This is a genomic window from Enterobacter sp. fkY84-1 (assembly GCF_052974705.1).
In genome coordinates this window covers 1,408,675-1,426,381 of record NZ_CP169393.1, presented here as the reverse complement: position 1 = coordinate 1,426,381, position 17,707 = coordinate 1,408,675, and the positions used below count along the sequence as shown (strand labels likewise).

Sequence of the window (17,707 nt, the reverse complement as noted above, 5' to 3'; positions counted from 1 at the left end):
TTATGACCACCCTGAATCTCAACACCCTCAGCGAGCGCATTAAGGCGCACAAAACGGCCCTGGTGCATATCGTGAAGCCGCCGGTCTGTACCGAGCGCGCCCAGCATTACACCGAAATGTACCAGCAGCACATGGACAAGCCGATCCCGGTGCGCCGCGCCCTGGCGCTGGCGCATCACCTGGCCGAGCGTACCATCTGGATCAAGCACGACGAGCTGATCATCGGTAACCAGGCCAGCGAAGTGCGCGCCGCGCCGATCTTCCCGGAATACACCGTCTCCTGGATTGAGAAAGAGATTGACGACCTGGCGGACCGTCCGGGCGCGGGCTTTGCGGTGAGCGAAGAGAACAAGCGCGTGCTGCATGAAATCTGCCCGTGGTGGCGCGGCCAGACGGTGCAGGACCGCTGCTACGGCATGTTCACCGACGAGCAGAAAGGCCTGCTGGAAACCGGCATCATCAAAGCCGAAGGCAACATGACCTCCGGCGACGCGCACCTGGCGGTGAACTTCCCTCTGGTGCTGGAGAAAGGTCTCGACGGCCTGCGCGCCAAAGTGGCCGAGCGCCGCTCGCGCATCAACCTGACGGTGCTGGAAGACCTGCACGGCGACCAGTTCCTGAAGGCGATCGATATCGTGCTGGAAGCGGTGAGCCTGCACATCAAACGCTTTGCCGACCTGGCGCGCGAGATGGCCTCCACCGAAACCCGCGTAAGCCGCCGCGACGAGCTGCTGGCGATGGCGGAAAACTGTGACGTAATCGCCCACGAGCCGCCAAAAACCTTCTGGCAGGCGCTGCAGCTGTGCTACTTCATTCAGCTGATCCTGCAGATTGAGTCCAACGGCCACTCCGTCTCCTTCGCGCGTATGGACCAGTATCTCTATCCGTACTACCGCCGCGACGTGGAGCTGAACCAGAGCCTGGACCGCGAGCACGCCATCGAGCTGCTGCACAGCTGCTGGCTGAAATTGCTGGAAGTGAACAAGATCCGCTCCGGCTCGCACTCGAAGGCTTCCGCCGGTAGCCCGCTGTACCAGAACGTCACCATCGGCGGCCAGAAGCTGGTCAACGGTGAGCCGATGGACGCGGTGAACCCGCTCTCGTACGCGATTCTGGAATCCTGCGGTCGCCTGCGCTCCACCCAGCCGAACCTGAGCGTGCGCTACCACGCGGGCATGAGCAACGACTTCCTCGACGCCTGCGTGCAGGTGATCCGCTGCGGCTTCGGGATGCCGGCGTTCAACAACGATGAAATCGTCATTCCGGAATTCATCAAGCTCGGCGTTGAGCGCGACGACGCCTACGACTACGCGGCCATTGGCTGTATCGAAACCGCGGTGGGCGGCAAGTGGGGCTATCGCTGCACCGGCATGAGCTTCATCAACTTCGCCCGCGTGATGCTGGCCGCGCTGGAAGGCGGCCGCGACGCCACCAGCGGCAAGGTATTCCTGCCACAGGAGAAAGCCCTCTCCGCCGGTAACTTCGACAACTTCGAGGAGGTGATGGCGGCCTGGGATAGCCAGATCCGCTACTACACCCGCAAATCCATCGAGATTGAGTATGTGGTGGACACCATGCTGGAAGAGAACGTCCACGATATTCTCTGCTCGGCGCTGGTGGACGACTGCATCGAGCGCGCGAAAAGCATCAAGCAGGGCGGTGCGAAGTATGACTGGGTGTCCGGCCTGCAGGTGGGCATCGCCAACCTCGGCAACAGCCTGGCGGCGGTGAAGAAGCTGGTGTTCGAACAGGGCGTCATCGGCCAGCAGCAGCTGGCGGCGGCGCTGGCCGATGATTTCGACGGGCTGACCCACGAGCAGCTGCGTCAGCGCCTGATCAACGGCGCGCCGAAGTACGGCAACGACGACGACAGCGTGGATATGCTGCTGACCCGCGCCTATCAGACCTACATTGAAGAGCTGAAGCAGTACCATAACCCGCGCTACGGCCGCGGCCCGATTGGCGGTAACTACTACGCGGGCACCTCTTCCATCTCCGCGAACGTGCCGTTTGGCGCGGCGACGATGGCGACGCCGGACGGACGTAAGGCGCATACCCCTCTGGCGGAAGGGGCCAGCCCGGCTTCGGGTACGGACCACCTCGGCCCGACGGCGGTAATTGGCTCGGTGGGCAAACTGCCGACGGAAGCGATTCTCGGCGGCGTGCTGCTGAACCAGAAGCTGAACCCGTCAACGCTGGAAAACGACAGCGATCGCCAGAAGCTAATGGTGCTGCTGCGCACCTTCTTCGAGGTGCATAAGGGCTGGCATATCCAGTACAACATCGTCTCGCGCGAAACGCTGCTGGAGGCGAAGAAACATCCTGACCAGTATCGTGACCTGGTGGTGCGCGTCGCGGGTTACTCGGCGTTCTTCACCGCCCTGTCGCCGGATGCGCAGGACGATATTATCGCCCGTACTGAGCATACGCTGTAAGAAAACGCCCGGTGGCGCTGCGCTTACCGGGCCTACAAAGTCTCCCCGTAGGCCGGGTAAGGCGAAGCCGCCACCCGGCTTTCTGACTTTCATTCGAAATTAAATTTGTGCTCCTCGTCACCTTGTTATTAGAATGTTTCAAAACGCAGTGACCCAGGAGCACAGTATGACCGTTAAAGTTATCGTCACCGATATGGACGGAACTTTCCTTGATGATGCCAAGCAGTACGATCGTGACCGCTTCCAGGCACAGTTTGAACAGCTTAAAGCCCGCGACATTGAATTTGTTGTCGCCAGCGGCAACCAGTATTACCAGCTCATCTCCTTCTTTCCGGAGCTTAAAGATCGGATCTCTTTCGTGGCGGAAAACGGCGCGCTGGTGTTCGATCGCGGCGAGCAGATTTTTCACGGCGAGCTGACCCGCCATGAGTCGCAGATCGTGATTGGCGAACTGCTGAAAGACAAAGGGCTGAACTTCGTGGCCTGCGGGCTGGAGAGCGCCTACGTCAGCGATAAAGCGCCGGACGCGTTCGTGGCGCTAATGTCAAAGCACTACCACCGCTTAAAGCGCATCAGCGATTACCGCGACATTGACGACGTGCTGTTTAAGTTCTCCCTGAACCTGCCGGACAGCGACATTCCTAATCTGGTGGATAAACTCCACGTCTCCCTGGACGGCATCATGAAGCCGGTCACCAGCGGCTTTGGCTTTGTCGATTTGATTATCCCCGGCCTGCACAAAGCGAACGGCATCAGCCGTCTGCTGAAGCGCTGGAAAATTTCTCCGCAAGAGTGCGTGGCGATTGGCGACAGCGGAAACGATGCCGAGATGCTGAAGCTGGTGAAATATTCCTTTGCGATGGGCAACGCGGCAGAGAGCATCAAAGAAATCAGCCGCTACAGCACCGATGACAACAACCATCATGGCGCGCTGAACGTCATTCAGGCCGTGCTCGACAACCATCCCCCGTTCGACGCCTGATCCTCTTCTCGCCGGAGCCCTGCTCCGGCGCCCTCACTCATTTTCCCGTCCTGTGGCGCACGTCAAGTTTTTAAACTTGCATTAACTTATTTTTAACTTAAAGTATCACTTGTAGACATTTTTACTTTCGAATGAAAGATGCGAGGCAGTTATGACCTTTACCAGTGAAACCTTGCCGGCGGATCACAAAGCGGCAATCCGTCAGTTGAAACGTGAGTTACGCGCGCAGATCGGTGACGTGCAGGCGGTGTTCAACAAGCTCAGCGACAGCATTGCCACCCGCGTGGCGGAAATTAACGCCCTTAAAAATAAAGGTGAATCCGTCTGGCCGGTGATTCCGTTTAACGATGTGAAAAACGGCACGATTACCGACGCACAGCGCGAGGCCGTTAAGCGCCGCGGCTGTGCGGTGATTAAAGGTCACTTCCCGCGCGAGCAGGCGCTGGCGTGGGATCAGTCGATGCTCGACTACCTCGATCTGAACAAGTTTGATGAGGTGTACAAAGGGCCAGGCGATAACTTCTTCGGCACCCTGACCGCCTCCCGTCCGGAGATTTACCCGATCTACTGGTCGCAGGCGCAAATGCAGGCGCGCCAGAGCGAAGAAATGGCGCAGGTGCAGTCGTTCCTGAACCGCTTATGGACGTTCGAGAGCAACGGCAAGCAGTGGTTCGACCCGGACGTGAGCGTGATTTACCCGGATCGTATCCGCCGCCGTCCGCCGGGAACCACCTCGAAAGGACTCGGCGCGCATACCGACTCCGGCGCCCTGGAGCGCTGGCTGCTGCCGGCATACCAGCAGGTTTTCGCCCGCGTGTTTGACGGCAACGTCGACAAGTACGATCCGTGGAACGCCGCGCACCGTACCGAAGTGGAAGAGTATACCGTGGATAACACCACCAAATGCTCGGTGTTCCGCACCTTCCAGGGCTGGACGGCGCTGTCGGACATGATCCCTGGCCAGGGGCTGCTGCACGTGGTGCCGATCCCGGAAGCAATGGCGTACATTCTGCTGCGTCCGCTGCTGGACGACGTGCCGGAGGACGAGCTGTGCGGCGTGGCGCCTGGGCGCGTGCTGCCGGTTTCCGAGAAGTGGCACCCGCTGCTTATCGAGGCGCTGACCAGCATTCCTGCGCTGGAGGCGGGTGATTCGGTGTGGTGGCACTGCGATGTGATCCACTCCGTCGCGCCGGTGGAAGATCAGCAGGGCTGGGGCAACGTGATGTACATCCCCGCCGCACCGATGTGCGAGAAAAACCTCGCCTATGCGAAGAAGGTCAAGGAAGCGCTGGAGACCGGCGCGTCGCCGGGAGACTTCCCGCGCGAGGATTATGAAAAAACCTGGCAGGACCGCTTTACCGTGAACGATCTCAACATCCACGGCAAACGCGCGCTGGGCATGGTCTAGCTGTCGTACAGCCCTTCCCGCTCCACGGCGGTGCGTCGTTTCCCCTGACGTATCCGCCGTACCGATTCCCGCACGGCCAGCGTGCCGTTCAGCAGCAATGTGCCCACCGGCGCGTCCGGGCGCATGAGCCGCTGCTGGAGCATGTGTACCGCTTCCGTTCCCAGCTCATCGCGGGGAACATGCACGGCCGTTAATGGAACATCCTGAATCGCCGCCAGGTTAAAGCCGTCGATGCTCATCACCGAGACGTCCTGCGGCACGCGCAGGCCGTGGTTTTGTAAGGCGCTGATGGTGCCCGCCGCCATAAAGTCGCCGCCAACCAGGAACGCCGTCGGCAGGTCTTTTCCCTGCTGCTGATTTAGCCAATCGCTCACCAGCTGCTCCGTCTCTCTGGCGCTGAAGCTGGGCACCACCAGCAGATCGCGCCTGTCGTTGAACGCCAGGTTGTGAGACTGCCACGCGTCGCGGATCCCCGACAGGCGCAGCTCCATCGTGTAGCGACGCAGGCACAGCACGTTCATCACCTCGCGGTGTCCCATCTCGAACAGGTACTCCGCCGCCCGCTCGCCGATGGCGCGGTGATCCGGCGCAACGGCAGGCAGACGCATGTGCCGGTCGCGGCAGTTAATCAGCATGCAGGGTTTGCCCACGTCCACCGCCAGATCGTGGATATGCGGATCGTCAATACCGAGAAGAATGGCCGCCTGCGTATCCGGCTCGTTCATCCGCGCCAGAAACAGCTGGGCGTCGCTGTCGTTCTCCTCCAGCGCGCAGTAGCGCAACCGGACCTCGTGGGAGGCAAGGGCTTTGCTCACGCTCTGGATCACGCGGTAGTAAAAGATGTCGGACCGCTCGTCAAACGCCCGCTGCGGGGCAAAAACCACCAGGCTGTTAAGCAGCAGACGCCCTGCCGCCATGCCGTCCATTACCCCCAGCTCGCGCGCGCACGCCAGCACCTTTGCACGCGCTTTTTCGCTGGTATTCGCTTTCCCAGCCAGCACCCGCGACACGGTGCTGATGGAGAGCTGCGTGCGGGCCGCGATTTCGGTGATTTTTAGCCTTTTGTCCATTTTGTGATCTGGCTCCATTTGCGAAATGAAAAAATTTTCATAGCGTGTTTGTCAGGCAATAACTGGCATGAATGCCATCATGCCAGAGTGTTTCCGTCGATTATGAGAAATTTTGCACAAAATCCACTTTTGCCCACTCATTTTCTTCCTTAAGGTGAACTTGTCACACAGCTTCCATACTAGTTGTATAGCAACTTAAGCATTATAAGCGGATAGAAATCAAAGGCATAACAATCTGTGTGACACCTGAACCTCCGTCCCCTTACCGTCCGTCTTGTGGAGAGTAAAATGAGTCAGGACATCAATAACACCATTGCGACAAGCAAAACCCGTCGCGTCATCAAGAACCTGCGCTGGTACGTGCTGGTGCTGTTTTTGCTGGGCGTCACCGTTAACTACATCACCCGAAATTCCTTAGGTATTCTCGCTCCAGAGCTAAAAGAGAGCCTCGGGATCACCACCGAGCAATACTCCTGGATCGTCGGCGCGTTTCAGATCGCCTATACCATTTTCCAGCCCCTGTGCGGCTGGCTGATTGACGTCATTGGCCTGAAGATTGGCTTTATGGTCTGCGCCGGGATCTGGGCGCTGATGTGTATCTTCCACGCGGGCGCCGGAAGCTGGCTGCACCTGGCGATTCTGCGCTTCTTTATGGGGGCTTCAGAGGCCGCCGCCACCCCGGCGAACGCCAAAACCATCGGCGAATGGTTCCCGAAATCAGAGCGTCCCGTTGCCGCCGGCTGGGCGGGCGTGGGCTTCTCCATCGGCGCGATGCTGGCTCCCCCTATCATCTACTTTGCTCACGCCTCGTTCGGCTGGCAGGGCGCGTTTATGTTTACCGGCTTGCTGGCGCTGCTGTGGGTGATCCTCTGGTGGGCGTTCTACCACAACCCGGAGCAGCACCCGAACCTGAGCAAGGATGAGCTGGCGTTTATCAAGCAGGATAACGAACCGGCGCCGGTCAAACTGCCCTTCCTGACCGCGCTGAAAACCGTTTCAAAAAACAAACGTTTCTACGGTATCGCCATTCCTGCCTTTATGGCAGAACCCGCCTGGGCGGTGCTGAGCTTCTGGGTGCCGCTGTACCTTGCCAAAGAGCACGGTATGGACCTGAAGCAGATTGCGATGTTTGCCTGGCTGCCGTTCCTCGCCGCCGACCTCGGCAGCGTGGCAAGCGGCTACCTGACGCGTCTGTACACCCGTCTGTTCGGCTGCTCCCGCGTGAACTCGGTTGTCGCCAGCTCCGTGACCGGCGCGTTCCTGATGATCTCGCTGGCCATCGTCGCCATTACCCGCGACCCGTATATCACCATCGTGCTGATCTCCATCGGCGGCTTCGGGCACCAGATCATCTCCTGCATGCTGAGCGCCCTGGTCGTGGAGTCGTTCGACAAAGGCCAGATGGCGACCGTCAACGGCATGCGCGGCTCGGCGGCGTGGATCGCCAGCTTCCTGTTCTCGCTGTTAATCGGTGTGACCGCCGACAAAATCGGCTTTAACCCGCTCTTTATCGCCATGGGCTTCTTTGACCTGATTGGCGCTCTCTTCCTGGTAGCATTTATTGCTGAACGTCGCGCCAAGCGCGCCTGATAGTGGATGTATTGCATATGAAAACCCTGAAAAACTGGACCGTTGATACGCAGTCGGCAAACCATCTTGAACTGCTGGTCGATAACCAGCACCGCCTGTGCCTGTATGTGCTGGAAGAGAACCTGTTCCGCGTGCTGATCAAACGCAAAGGCGAGCTGGCGCTGGACCGCACCTGGAGTATCGCCCCGGAACAAGACGTGCCGTGGGAAGGTCGCCGTCGTGACGATGTCAGCGGCTTCACCTGCCCGGCCTGGATGCTGACGCAGCAGGACGACACGTTAACCGTGGCAACCGAACAGCTGCGCGTCACCGTGCACCAGCCGCTGTGGCTGGAGTGGCACTACCGCAATGACGCGGGCGAGTGGCAGCCGCTGGTCAACGACCGCCCCACCAGCGCCTACCTGCTGAACGCCCACGGCGACGGCGTGGCGCACTACCTGAGCCGCCGCAAGGACGAGCGTTTCTACGGCCTGGGCGAGAAAGCGGGCGATCTGCAGCGCAACGGTAAACGCTACGAGATGCGCAACCTCGACGCGATGGGATACAACGCCGCCAGCACCGATCCGCTGTACAAGCACATTCCGTTCACCCTCACCCGCCGCGACGACGTGAGCTACGGCCTGTTCTACGACAACCTGAGCAGCTGCTGGCTGGATCTGGGTAACGAGATCGACAACTACCACACCGCCTATCGCCGCTGGCAGGCGGAAGCGGGCGATATCGACTACTACCTCTTTACCGGCAGACGCGTGCTGGACGTCACTAAAGCCTTTGTTCGCCTGACCGGAAAAACGCTGTTCGGACCGAAATGGAGCCTGGGCTACAGCGGCTCAACCATGCACTACACCGACGCGCCGGACGCGCAGAATCAGCTGATGAACTTTATTCGCCTGTGCGAAGAGCACGCCATTCCGTGCGACTCGTTCCAGCTTTCGTCTGGCTATACCTCCATCAACGACAAGCGCTACGTCTTCAACTGGAACTATGACAAGGTGCCGCAGCCGAAGGTGATGAGCCAGGCCTTCCACGACGCGGGAATGAAGCTTGCGGCGAACATCAAGCCGTGCCTGCTGCAGGACCATCCGCGCTACAGCGAAGTGGCGGAACGCGGGCTGTTCATTCGCGATTCAGAAACCGATGCACCCGAACGCTCCAGCTTCTGGGATGACGAAGGCTCACACCTCGACTTTACCAACCCGCAAACGGTGCAGTGGTGGCAGAACGGCGTCACCACGCAGCTGCTGGAGATGGGCATCGACTCCACCTGGAACGACAATAACGAATATGAAGTGTGGGACGGGGAAGCCCGCTGCTTTGGCTTCGGCCAGGAGATTGCCATCAAGCATATTCGCCCGGTGATGCCGCTGCTGATGATGCGCGCCTCGCTGGAAGCGCAGCAGCGCTTTGCGCCGGAAAAACGCCCGTATCTGATCTCCCGCTCCGGCTGCGCCGGGATGCAGCGCTACGTCCAGACCTGGAGCGGCGACAACCGCACCAACTGGGACACCCTGCGCTATAACATCCGCATGGGGCTGGGCATGAGCCTGTCCGGGCTGTTCAACGTCGGCCATGACGTAGGCGGTTTCTCCGGCGACAAGCCGGACGCCGAGCTGTTCGTGCGCTGGGTGCAGAACGGCGTGATGCACCCGCGCTTTACCATTCACTCGTGGAACGATGACCACACGGTGAACGAGCCGTGGATGTATCCGGGCGTCACGCCTGCCATTCGCGGCGCGATTGAGCTGCGCTACCGCCTGCTGCCGTATCTCTACACCCTGCTCTGGCAGGCGCACGCCGACGACGAGCCGATGCTGCGCCCGACCTTCCTCGACCACGAGCACGACGCGCAAACCTTCAAAGAGTGCGACGACTTCCTGCTGGGCCGCGACCTGCTGGTCGCCAGCGTCGTCGAAGCCGGGCAGCGCGAGCGCCGGGTCTGGCTGCCGGATAACGAAACGGGCTGGTACGATTTTTACACCCACGCGTGGTATGCGGGCGGGCAATCCATCGTCCTCGATGCGCCGCTGGAAAAACTGCCGCTGCTGGTGCGCGCCGGGGCCGGTCTGCCTCTGAGCGAGCGCATCACGCATGTGAGTGCCGAAAAAGATACGACCCGCGAGCTGAAGCTGTTCCCGGTGAAAGGCGTCGGCACAACCTCGGGGCTGCTGTTTGAAGACGACGGTGAAAGCTGGGGCTACCTGAACGGCAATGCGCTGTGGGTGGAATGGGAGATGGTGTGCGATGGCGCAACCATAAACCTGAAGGTGAACGCGCGCGGCGACTATCGTCCGGCGTGGAAGGCGCTGAAGGTATCATTACCGGCGGGGGAAAAACGTACGCTGCGGGTGAACGGGGTTGAAAGGAGTGAGTGGGTGCTCTGAACATTGCCGGGTGGCGGCTTCGCCTTACCCGGCCTACAAAGTCACCCGTAGGCCCGGTAAGCGAAGCGCCACCGGGCTTTTTTTAGCCGTCGATACCTTTGCTGCGCAGGTAATCTTCGTAGTTACCGGTGAAGTCCACCACGCGCTCTGGCGTAATTTCGATCACGCGGGTCGCCAGCGAGCTGACGAACTCACGGTCGTGAGAGACGAAGATCAGGGTGCCCTGATACATCTCCAGCGCCATGTTCAGCGATTCGATCGATTCCATGTCCAGGTGGTTAGTCGGTTCGTCCATCACCAGGATGTTTGGTTTTTCCATCATCAGCTTGCCGAACAGCATGCGGCCTTTCTCGCCACCGGAGAGCACTTTAGCAGGCTTTTTGATGTCGTCCTGGCTGAACAGCAGACGGCCCAGGATACTGCGCACCGCCTGCTCGTCGTCGCCTTCCTGCTTCCACTGGCTCATCCAGTCGAAGACGGTCAGGTCATTTTCGAATTCGTACTCATGATCCTGCGCGTAGTAGCCAATCTGCGCGTTCTCGGACCATTTCACGGTGCCGTTGTCCGGCTGCAGTTCGCCGACCAGGGTTTTCAGCATGGTGGATTTACCCACGCCGTTGGCGCCCAGAATGGCAATCTTCTCGCCCACTTCCAGCAGCAGGTTGAAGTTTTTAAACAGCGGGCCTTCATCGAAGCCTTTGGTAAGGGCCTCCACTTCCAGCGCGTTACGGAACAGCTTCTTGTCCTGCTCGAAGCGGATGAACGGGTTCTGACGGCTGGAGGCTTTAACCTCTTCCAGCTTGATTTTGTCGATCTGACGCGCACGCGAGGTCGCCTGACGCGACTTAGAGGCGTTGGCGCTGAAGCGGCTAACGAAGGACTGCAGGTCCGCAATCTGTGCTTTCTTCTTGGCGTTGTCCGCCAGCAGACGCTCGCGCGCCTGAGTGGCCGCCGTCATGTACTCGTCATAGTTGCCCGGATAAACGCGCAGCTCGCCGTAGTCCAGATCCGCCATGTGCGTACAGACCATGTTCAGGAAGTGACGGTCGTGCGAGATGATGATCATGGTGCTGTCGCGGTCGTTGAGCGTCTGCTCCAGCCAGCGGATGGTGTCGATGTCCAGGTTGTTCGTTGGTTCGTCGAGCAGCAGGATGTCCGGGTTAGAGAACAGCGCCTGGGCCAGCAGCACACGCAGCTTCCAGCCTGGCGCAACTTCGCTCATCGGGCCGTAATGCTGTTCAACCGGAATGCCGACGCCCAGCAGCAGCTCGCCCGCACGCGCTTCCGCAGAGTAACCGTCCATCTCGCCGTACTGCGTTTCCAGATCGGCCACCTTATAGCCATCTTCTTCGCTCATTTCGGCCAGCGCGTAGATGCGATCGCGCTCCTGCTTCACTTCCCACAGCTCCGCGTGCCCCATGATCACGGTGTCCAGCACGGTGAACGCTTCGAAGGCGAACTGATCCTGACGCAGCTTACCGATACGCTCGTTAGGGTCGAGCGAGACGTTGCCGAGGGTCGGCTCCAGATCGCCGCCAAGGATCTTCATGAAGGTGGATTTTCCGCTACCGTTGGCGCCAATCAGGCCGTAACGGTTGCCGCCGCCAAATTTGACGGAAATGTTTTCGAACAGCGGCTTACTGCCAAACTGCATAGTGACGTTGCTGGTAACTAACACGGGGAGATTCCTGCGAAAAGTGTGATAAACACGGCATTATGCCACAATTCCGAATTGAGATCCCGTGTTGCGGCAATCCACTAAACTTTAACAAAATCGAAAAAAATGTGATTTCGTACACATCTGAATTCCCTGTTAGCGGGAATGCACATATAATGCGCTCCCATCACAGATTCAGACTTATCAACTCATCGCCTGAATGGCTTAGATACCTCGCACAACATGAACATGAAATTAACAGCGCTTTTTGCGGCGGCGTTAGCCGTAGTAGGTTTTTGTAAGACCGCGTCTGCGGTGACGTATCCCCTGCCGACCGACGGAAGCCGTCTGGTGGGTCAAAACCAGGTGGTGACGGTGCCTGAGGGTAACTCTCAGCCGCTGGAGTATTTCGCCGCGCAGTACCAGCTGGGCCTGTCTAACATGCTGGAAGCGAACCCGGGCGTTGACCCGTACCTGCCGAAAGCAGGTACCGTGCTGAATATTCCTCAGCAGCTGATCCTGCCGGATACCGTTCATGAAGGTATCGTGATCAACAGCGCCGAAATGCGTCTGTATTACTACCCGAAAGGCACCAACACCGTTATCGTGCTGCCAATCGGTATCGGCCAGCTGGGCAAAGACACCCCGCTGAACTGGACCACCAAAGTTGAACGTAAGAAAGCGGGCCCAACCTGGACCCCTACCGCCAAAATGCACGCGGAATACATCGCTGCGGGCGAACCGCTGCCAGCCGTTGTGCCAGCCGGCCCGGATAACCCGATGGGTCTGTATGCCCTGTACATTGGTCGTCTGTATGCGATTCACGGCACCAACGCCAACTTCGGTATCGGTCTGCGCGTAAGCCACGGCTGCGTGCGTCTGCGTAACGACGACATCAAGTTCCTGTTCGAAAACGTGCCGGTGGGTACGCGCGTGCAGTTTATCAATGAACCGGTGAAAGCGACGTCTGAGCCAGACGGCAGCCGCTACATCGAAGTGCACAACCCGCTGTCCACCAGCGAAGACCAGATCAACAACAACGAGATCGTGCCGATTACGCTGAACAGCGCGGTGCAGTCCGTGACCTCTCAGCCTGACGTGGAAACCACCATCGTCGACCAGGCGATTCAGAACCGTTCCGGTATGCCGGTGCGTCTGAATTAATCACGCGCATTAAAAAAGCGGGCTTCAAGGCCCGCTTTTTTTTATCCGTTATTCACGATAACAATCCCGCCGTGGTCGTACCGATAGTGGCAGTGGGCATACTCCAGCGCGGTGCCATCTTCCAGATAAATGACCTGCTCCACCTCCAGCACCGGATCGGTTTCCTCACAGACCAGATGCTCTCTGTCCAGCGCGTTGGGCTTTAGCGCCCGCACCACCCGGTATGACCCCATAATTTTCAGCCCCAGGGTTTCCTGAACGTACTGAAACACCGAACCTTCAAGATGGCTTTTCGTCAGGCCCGGCACCAGATTCATCGGCATCACCGTGGAATCCAGCGACATGGGTTCGCCGTTTAATAAGCGCAGACGAATAAAGTCATAGACGGGCGCATCGGCGTTAATCATCAGCGACGCCTGCTCTTTTTCGTTCGGGAAGCGCAGTTCAAAATGCACCACCTGGCTGGTAACCGTGCCCAGATGTTCCCAGGTTTTGGTGGCACCGAAATAGTCGCTGCCGGAGAGATCCCACTGCGAGAGCTGGAGGAAGTTTTTGCGGATGAACGTCCCTTGCCCCTGGCGGGTATAGACCAGCCCTTCGACGATCAGCTGGCGCATCGCCTGCTGGATGGTCATCCGGCTGGTGCTGAACTCCGCCGCCAGCGCAAACTGGTCCGGGAGCGGTTCATTGGCGGCGTACTGCTGGCTGATAATGCGTTTCTTGATTTCCCGCGCTATGGTGATGTACTTCGCCGCCATCGTCCTTCCTTACAGTTAGTTTTCTATCCCGCTGTTTTTCAACGCCACTCGCTCGGCAATCTTGAGGAAAGGCAGGTAGAAGAATACACCAAATACGATGATTGCCAACTGCACTACCACCGCCCGCCAGTCCCCTGCCGTCGCCAGCCAGGCGCTGAGAATCGGCGGCGTGGTCCACGGGATCATCACCACGCAGCGCGACATGAATCCCAGCGTGGTACAGAGCCAGGCGAAGTAAATGCCGATGGCGGGCAACAGCACAAACGGGATCATCAGCGGCAGGTTAAACACAATCGGCAGGCCGAAGATCACCGGCTCGTTGATGTTGAATAAGCCGGGCGCCAGCGACAGACGCGCCACCTGTTTCGCCGACTGTTGCCGGGAGAAGATAAAGATGGCGATCAGCAGCGAGATCGTGCTGCCGGTTCCGCCCACCATGCCAAACGTCGGCACGAAGATGTTGTTGATGATGTGCGGAATGGGCTGGCCGTTGGCGAAGGCCAGCATGTTCTCGTTGGTGTTGATCAGCAGGAACGGTTCCAGCACCACGCTGTTGACCACCGACTGATGGATACCGAGCGTGAACAGAAAGTTGCCGAAACTGTAGATGAAAATCGTCCCCGGCAGGCTGGTGTTGATCAGCCGCAGCGGCTGCTGGATAAAGGTGGTAATGAGATGGATCAGATCCGTGTGCAGCACGTTTGCCAGCACGGCCGCCAGCACCGCGAACAGGGAGAGCGTGAGGATCGTCGGGATCAGCGCGGTAAAGGATTTGCTGACCGCTGGGGGCACATTTTCCCCGAGCGATATGTGCAGCGCCTTCAGGCGCGAAATCGCGATAAACACTTCCGTTGAGAGCAGCCCAATCAGCACCCCGGCGAAAATCCCGGTGGAGCCGATATTGGCGAAGGTCAGCACCTGCGTGACGTTCACCGCGGCGTCGCTGCCAACGGGCGTAACCTGTAAGCGCATCGGCATCATGATGATAAAACTGCTGACGGCGATAACCACTGCCGAGACCGGGTTGTCGAAATCTTTGTTGCGCGCCAGTGACCAGGCGATCATCGGAGCCAGCAGCAGCGCGGCGATGTTAAGCGTGCCGTTGATAATCGCCTCGCCCCACACTTTGAAGTGTGCCAGCGTATCGCCGTGAAAAATCCACGGGAACACCACGTTGTTCACCAGCACCGCCAGGCCGGCGAGGATGAAAATCGGCATCACCGTGGCGAAGGCGTCGCGCAGGGAGCGCAGGTGGACCTGGTTTGCCAGGCGCGCCGAGAACTCGACAAACTTATCGACAAAGGACTGCATGTGCGGTGTGATTTTTGTTTCAGACATAGCGGAGTGTTCCCATCAATCAGTCACAAAAACGGCCCGGCAGCGTACGGCTTACATCTCGCGTCCGTTGGTATGGATAACCTGTTTTAACCACGCGTAGCTCTTCTTCGGCACGCGCCTGAGGTCTTTCAGGTCGTGGTTTTCCCGGTTGACGTAGACCACGCCGTAGCGCTTACGCATGTCGCCCTGGGAGCTGAGAATGTCGATTAACCCCCAGCCGAGGTAGCCCATGACCTCTGCCCCATCCTCGAATATCGCCGCTTTCATCGCCTCGATGTGCGCCCGGTGATAGTCGATGCGGTAGGTATCCTCGATGGGGTTGACGCCATCCCAGGACTCAATCACGCCAATGCCGTTTTCAATCGGAAAGACCGGCATGCGCCAGTCGTTGGCGTAGCGGGTAATGATGGTGCGAAAACCGAGCGGGTCGATCTGCCAGTTCCACTCGGTGGCTTTCAGGTAGGGGTTATTTTTCTCGCCGTGCAGCAGGTAATAGTTGACCGGCGTGCCTTCCGGGATCGCATCGCTGTCCAGCGTTTTGCTGGCGTAGTAGCTGAAGGCCATATAGTCGTTTCTGGTGCGCGCCAGCAGCGCTAAATCTTCGGCACGGTAGATATCACCAAAGCCTTCCTGCTCAACCACCGCCATCACCGCCGGGCTGTAGCCCTGCCCGGCAAAGACGCGCAGCAGGTTCTGGTTGAGGAACTCGTCATACTGCTGGGCGCAGAAGATATCGCGCGGTTTGCAGGTGGCCGGGTAAACCAGCTGGTGCGCCAGCATGCCGCCCATCAGCTGGCCCGGTTTCGTCTGGTGCAGATACTCGGTCAGCGCCATGTGCGCCACCATGGTGTGATGCTGCAGCTCGTACAGCTCGCGCAGGGTTTGATCGCCTTTCATGTAGCCGGAAATACGAAACGCTTCCGGCATATGGAAGATGTTCTGCTCGTTGAAGGTCAGCCAGTACTTCACGCGGTCGCCAAAGCAGTCGATCATCTTTTTACCGTAGCGGATAAAGGCGTCCATTACGCGGCGGTCATTGAAGCCGTTGTACTCCTGCGCCAGCGCCAGCGGCATATCGAAGTGGTAAAGGCAGATCATCGGCTCAATACCGCGGGCGATGAGATCGTCAATAAAGCGGTCGTAAAACGCGATGCCCTCGTCGTTGAACACGCCGTCACCCTGCGGACAGACGCGGCTCCAGGAGATCTGGAAGCGGTAGCAGTTCATGCCCAGATCCTGCATCAGGTCGAAATCTTCCCGGTAGCGATGGTAGGAGTCGGTCGCCACTTTCCAGTCGGAGATGTTCTCCCCAGCCTCACGAATGTCGTACACCGACATCCCCTTCCCGCCCTCGTTCCAGGCCCCTTCCGTCTGCATGCTCGATACCGAGTTGCCCCATAAAAAGTTGGCCGGCAGCTGATTGCTCATGTTTCCTCCCTATATGACTAGTCATTTAAAATTTCATGACTAGTCATATAGGCGAAGATAGCATGTCGATCAAAGCGGAGGATCGTTTTTTGTGAGGTAGGTTAGAAAGAAGACGTCGGGCAGGAAAAATGAATCGCGCCAACCCTGTTATTGAGGCCGGTGCGTTAGCCTATGCAAAATCACATTTCCCGATCGTGCCGCTGGCTGGCCTCATAAAATCACTATTAACTTAATGAGCACGAACCACGGCCCAGGCCGAAAAATAAAAATCTCAACCCTATCAAATGGAAAATGACGCTCATGAAGATATCTACTAGCCGTATCGCATTCGCTCTCAGCTTAGCGTTGCCATGCTCAATGACTCACGCGGCAACGGTGTATACGGGTGATAAGGTGCAGGGAGTGCCGGTTATCTCGACTCTGGATGTATCAGACCTGACAGCAGGACAACATCGCTTCATGTTCGAGGGGGTTGAGACAGGAACAGGACAGCGCTGGTATGTCCCCATCATGGTGGCAAAAGGCAAAACGGACGGGAAGAAAGTCCTTCTGCAGGCGGGCGTCCACGGGGATGAGCTAAACGGAGTGCGCATCGTACAAAAAGTGATGGAACAACTGGACCCCGCAAAAATGAATGGCAGCGTTATTGGCATTATAGGTCCAAACCGTTCTGGACTTGAAAGGGTCTCCCGGACATGGTCCGTTTCAACCGATGGGGGTGAGACGATCGACTACAACCGCGTGCATCCAGGAAAAGAAACGGGTAACCCTGCCGAGCGTCAGGCATGGATGATGTGGAATAAGGTTTACAAAGGAAATGTCGACCTGGCGATTGACTACCACACCCAGTCTACCGGAACGGCTTATCCGCTGTTCATTTATGCCGACTACCGCAATGCGGATGCCCGGACGATTGCAGAACTTTTTCCGGCCGATCAAATTAAGAAAGATCCCGGCGAAGCCGGCTCAATGGAGACAACCTTTATTCAAAATGGTATCCCGGCGATAACGGCCGAGACGGGAGAGCCGAGGATTTACCAGCAGGATATGATTGCCCGGGGTGTAGAGGGTGCCCTCAATGTACTGATTCATTACAAGGTGATTGAAGGCAAAATCGGCGCAACCGCCAGCAGCAATAAAACGTATATTGGTAATGCGATCAGTTCAATACGAGCAACCACGGGTGGGTTTGCGGAAGTTTTCGTTAAACCCGGCGACACGGTCAAAGCAGGACAAGAGGTCGCCCTGCAGCGAAATGCATTCGGTGATGTTGTCGCGAAGTATTCAGCAGAGCGGGACGGCAAAGTACTGTCAGTTGGAACAGATGTCGTGAGAGAACCCCGGGCCCTGCTGGTAAGAATCCTTGAGCAAAACCCAGCGGCAACCTGCAAAGACGGTTGCTGATTCCCGCCACAGCCCATCGTTGAATCGGCAAAAGCGTGCTCAGTGAAATAAGCCGCTTTCGCCGATTTCTGTACCGATGGGCAAACAAATTT

12 protein-coding genes are annotated in these 17,707 nt (G+C 58.2%); 7 read left to right on the top strand and 5 right to left on the bottom strand.

Annotated features, from left to right (window positions below; genetic code table 11):
• The first annotated feature begins 2 nt into the window (after positions 1 to 2).
• The 3 genes from ACEPLT_RS06680 (at position 3) to ACEPLT_RS06670 (ending at position 4,825) form a co-directional block, all read left to right on the top strand.
• Positions 3 to 2,435 carry a formate C-acetyltransferase/glycerol dehydratase family glycyl radical enzyme gene (locus ACEPLT_RS06680; RefSeq protein WP_126348719.1) on the top strand — a complete coding sequence of 811 codons (2,433 nt, stop codon included), beginning with the start codon at positions 3 to 5 and terminating at the stop codon, positions 2,433 to 2,435.
• A 166-nt stretch (positions 2,436 to 2,601) separates the two neighbouring features.
• Positions 2,602 to 3,417: a Cof-type HAD-IIB family hydrolase gene (locus ACEPLT_RS06675; protein WP_045352142.1), complete on the top strand. Its 816-nt coding sequence runs from the start codon at positions 2,602 to 2,604 to the stop codon at positions 3,415 to 3,417.
• A 151-nt stretch (positions 3,418 to 3,568) separates the two neighbouring features.
• Positions 3,569 to 4,825 carry a DUF1479 domain-containing protein gene (locus ACEPLT_RS06670; RefSeq protein ID WP_045352145.1) on the top strand — a complete coding sequence of 419 codons (1,257 nt, stop codon included), beginning with the start codon at positions 3,569 to 3,571 and terminating at the stop codon, positions 4,823 to 4,825.
• On the opposite strand, the gene ACEPLT_RS06665 is transcribed toward ACEPLT_RS06670, so the two are convergent.
• Complete coding sequence (locus ACEPLT_RS06665) at positions 4,822 to 5,895, bottom strand: LacI family DNA-binding transcriptional regulator (RefSeq protein WP_063615839.1); 1,074 nt, start codon at positions 5,893 to 5,895, stop codon at positions 4,822 to 4,824. The genes ACEPLT_RS06670 and ACEPLT_RS06665 overlap by 4 nt on opposite strands.
• A 288-nt stretch (positions 5,896 to 6,183) precedes the next feature.
• Here ACEPLT_RS06665 and ACEPLT_RS06660 point away from each other — a divergent pair, with 288 nt between their 5' ends.
• The gene (locus tag ACEPLT_RS06660; protein ID WP_213375358.1) at positions 6,184 to 7,485 is read left to right on the top strand and encodes an MFS transporter; all 1,302 of its coding nucleotides are present in this window, start codon (positions 6,184 to 6,186) and stop codon (positions 7,483 to 7,485) included.
• A 17-nt stretch (positions 7,486 to 7,502) separates the two neighbouring features.
• A complete protein-coding gene (locus tag ACEPLT_RS06655) occupies positions 7,503 to 9,866 on the top strand; it encodes a glycoside hydrolase family 31 protein (protein WP_232928203.1) in 2,364 nt (787 codons plus the stop codon).
• Positions 9,867 to 9,948: 82 nt separating this feature from the next.
• On the opposite strand, the gene ACEPLT_RS06650 is transcribed toward ACEPLT_RS06655, so the two are convergent.
• A complete protein-coding gene (locus ACEPLT_RS06650) occupies positions 9,949 to 11,544 on the bottom strand; it encodes an ABC-F family ATPase (RefSeq protein ID WP_172513236.1) in 1,596 nt (531 codons plus the stop codon).
• Positions 11,545 to 11,766: 222 nt separating this feature from the next.
• On the opposite strand from ACEPLT_RS06650, the gene ldtB reads away from it, so the two are divergent.
• A complete protein-coding gene (gene ldtB, locus ACEPLT_RS06645; RefSeq protein WP_044596939.1) occupies positions 11,767 to 12,687 on the top strand; it encodes a L,D-transpeptidase in 921 nt (306 codons plus the stop codon).
• Positions 12,688 to 12,728: 41 nt separating this feature from the next.
• Here ldtB and ACEPLT_RS06640 read toward each other — a convergent pair whose 3' ends face one another.
• The 3 genes from ACEPLT_RS06640 to ACEPLT_RS06630 are packed head-to-tail and all read right to left on the bottom strand — an operon-like array spanning position 12,729 to position 16,211.
• Positions 12,729 to 13,445, bottom strand: a complete 717-nt coding sequence (locus ACEPLT_RS06640; protein ID WP_008501185.1) for a GntR family transcriptional regulator — start codon at positions 13,443 to 13,445, stop codon at positions 12,729 to 12,731.
• Between the two features lie 15 nt (positions 13,446 to 13,460).
• On the bottom strand, positions 13,461 to 14,783 hold the full coding sequence (locus ACEPLT_RS06635) for a PTS sugar transporter subunit IIC (protein WP_023292937.1): 1,323 nt from the start codon (positions 14,781 to 14,783) through the stop codon (positions 13,461 to 13,463).
• A 51-nt stretch (positions 14,784 to 14,834) separates the two neighbouring features.
• Positions 14,835 to 16,211, bottom strand: a complete 1,377-nt coding sequence (locus tag ACEPLT_RS06630) for a glycoside hydrolase family 1 protein (RefSeq protein ID WP_232928200.1) — start codon at positions 16,209 to 16,211, stop codon at positions 14,835 to 14,837.
• A gap of 300 nt (positions 16,212 to 16,511) precedes the next feature.
• On the opposite strand from ACEPLT_RS06630, the gene ACEPLT_RS06625 reads away from it, so the two are divergent.
• On the top strand, positions 16,512 to 17,615 hold the full coding sequence (locus tag ACEPLT_RS06625; protein WP_049122383.1) for a succinylglutamate desuccinylase/aspartoacylase family protein: 1,104 nt from the start codon (positions 16,512 to 16,514) through the stop codon (positions 17,613 to 17,615).
• Positions 17,616 to 17,707: the final 92 nt, after the last annotated feature.

Excerpts from the sequence above, each read along its gene's own strand:
- ACEPLT_RS06635 (WP_023292937.1), bottom strand. The coding sequence starts at position 14,783 with ATGTCTGAAACAAAAATCACACCGCACATGCAGTCCTTTGTCGATAAG.
- ACEPLT_RS06665 (WP_063615839.1), bottom strand. The coding sequence starts at position 5,895 with ATGGACAAAAGGCTAAAAATCACCGAAATCGCGGCCCGCACGCAGCTC.
- ACEPLT_RS06630 (WP_232928200.1), bottom strand. The coding sequence starts at position 16,211 with ATGAGCAATCAGCTGCCGGCCAACTTTTTATGGGGCAACTCGGTATCG.
- ACEPLT_RS06655 (WP_232928203.1), top strand. The coding sequence starts at position 7,503 with ATGAAAACCCTGAAAAACTGGACCGTTGATACGCAGTCGGCAAACCAT.
- ACEPLT_RS06660 (WP_213375358.1), top strand. The coding sequence starts at position 6,184 with ATGAGTCAGGACATCAATAACACCATTGCGACAAGCAAAACCCGTCGC.
- ACEPLT_RS06670 (WP_045352145.1), top strand. The coding sequence starts at position 3,569 with ATGACCTTTACCAGTGAAACCTTGCCGGCGGATCACAAAGCGGCAATC.
- ACEPLT_RS06675 (WP_045352142.1), top strand. The coding sequence starts at position 2,602 with ATGACCGTTAAAGTTATCGTCACCGATATGGACGGAACTTTCCTTGAT.
- ACEPLT_RS06680 (WP_126348719.1), top strand. The coding sequence starts at position 3 with ATGACCACCCTGAATCTCAACACCCTCAGCGAGCGCATTAAGGCGCAC.
- ACEPLT_RS06640 (WP_008501185.1), bottom strand. The coding sequence starts at position 13,445 with ATGGCGGCGAAGTACATCACCATAGCGCGGGAAATCAAGAAACGCATT.
- ldtB (WP_044596939.1), top strand. The coding sequence starts at position 11,767 with ATGAACATGAAATTAACAGCGCTTTTTGCGGCGGCGTTAGCCGTAGTA.
- ACEPLT_RS06625 (WP_049122383.1), top strand. The coding sequence starts at position 16,512 with ATGAAGATATCTACTAGCCGTATCGCATTCGCTCTCAGCTTAGCGTTG.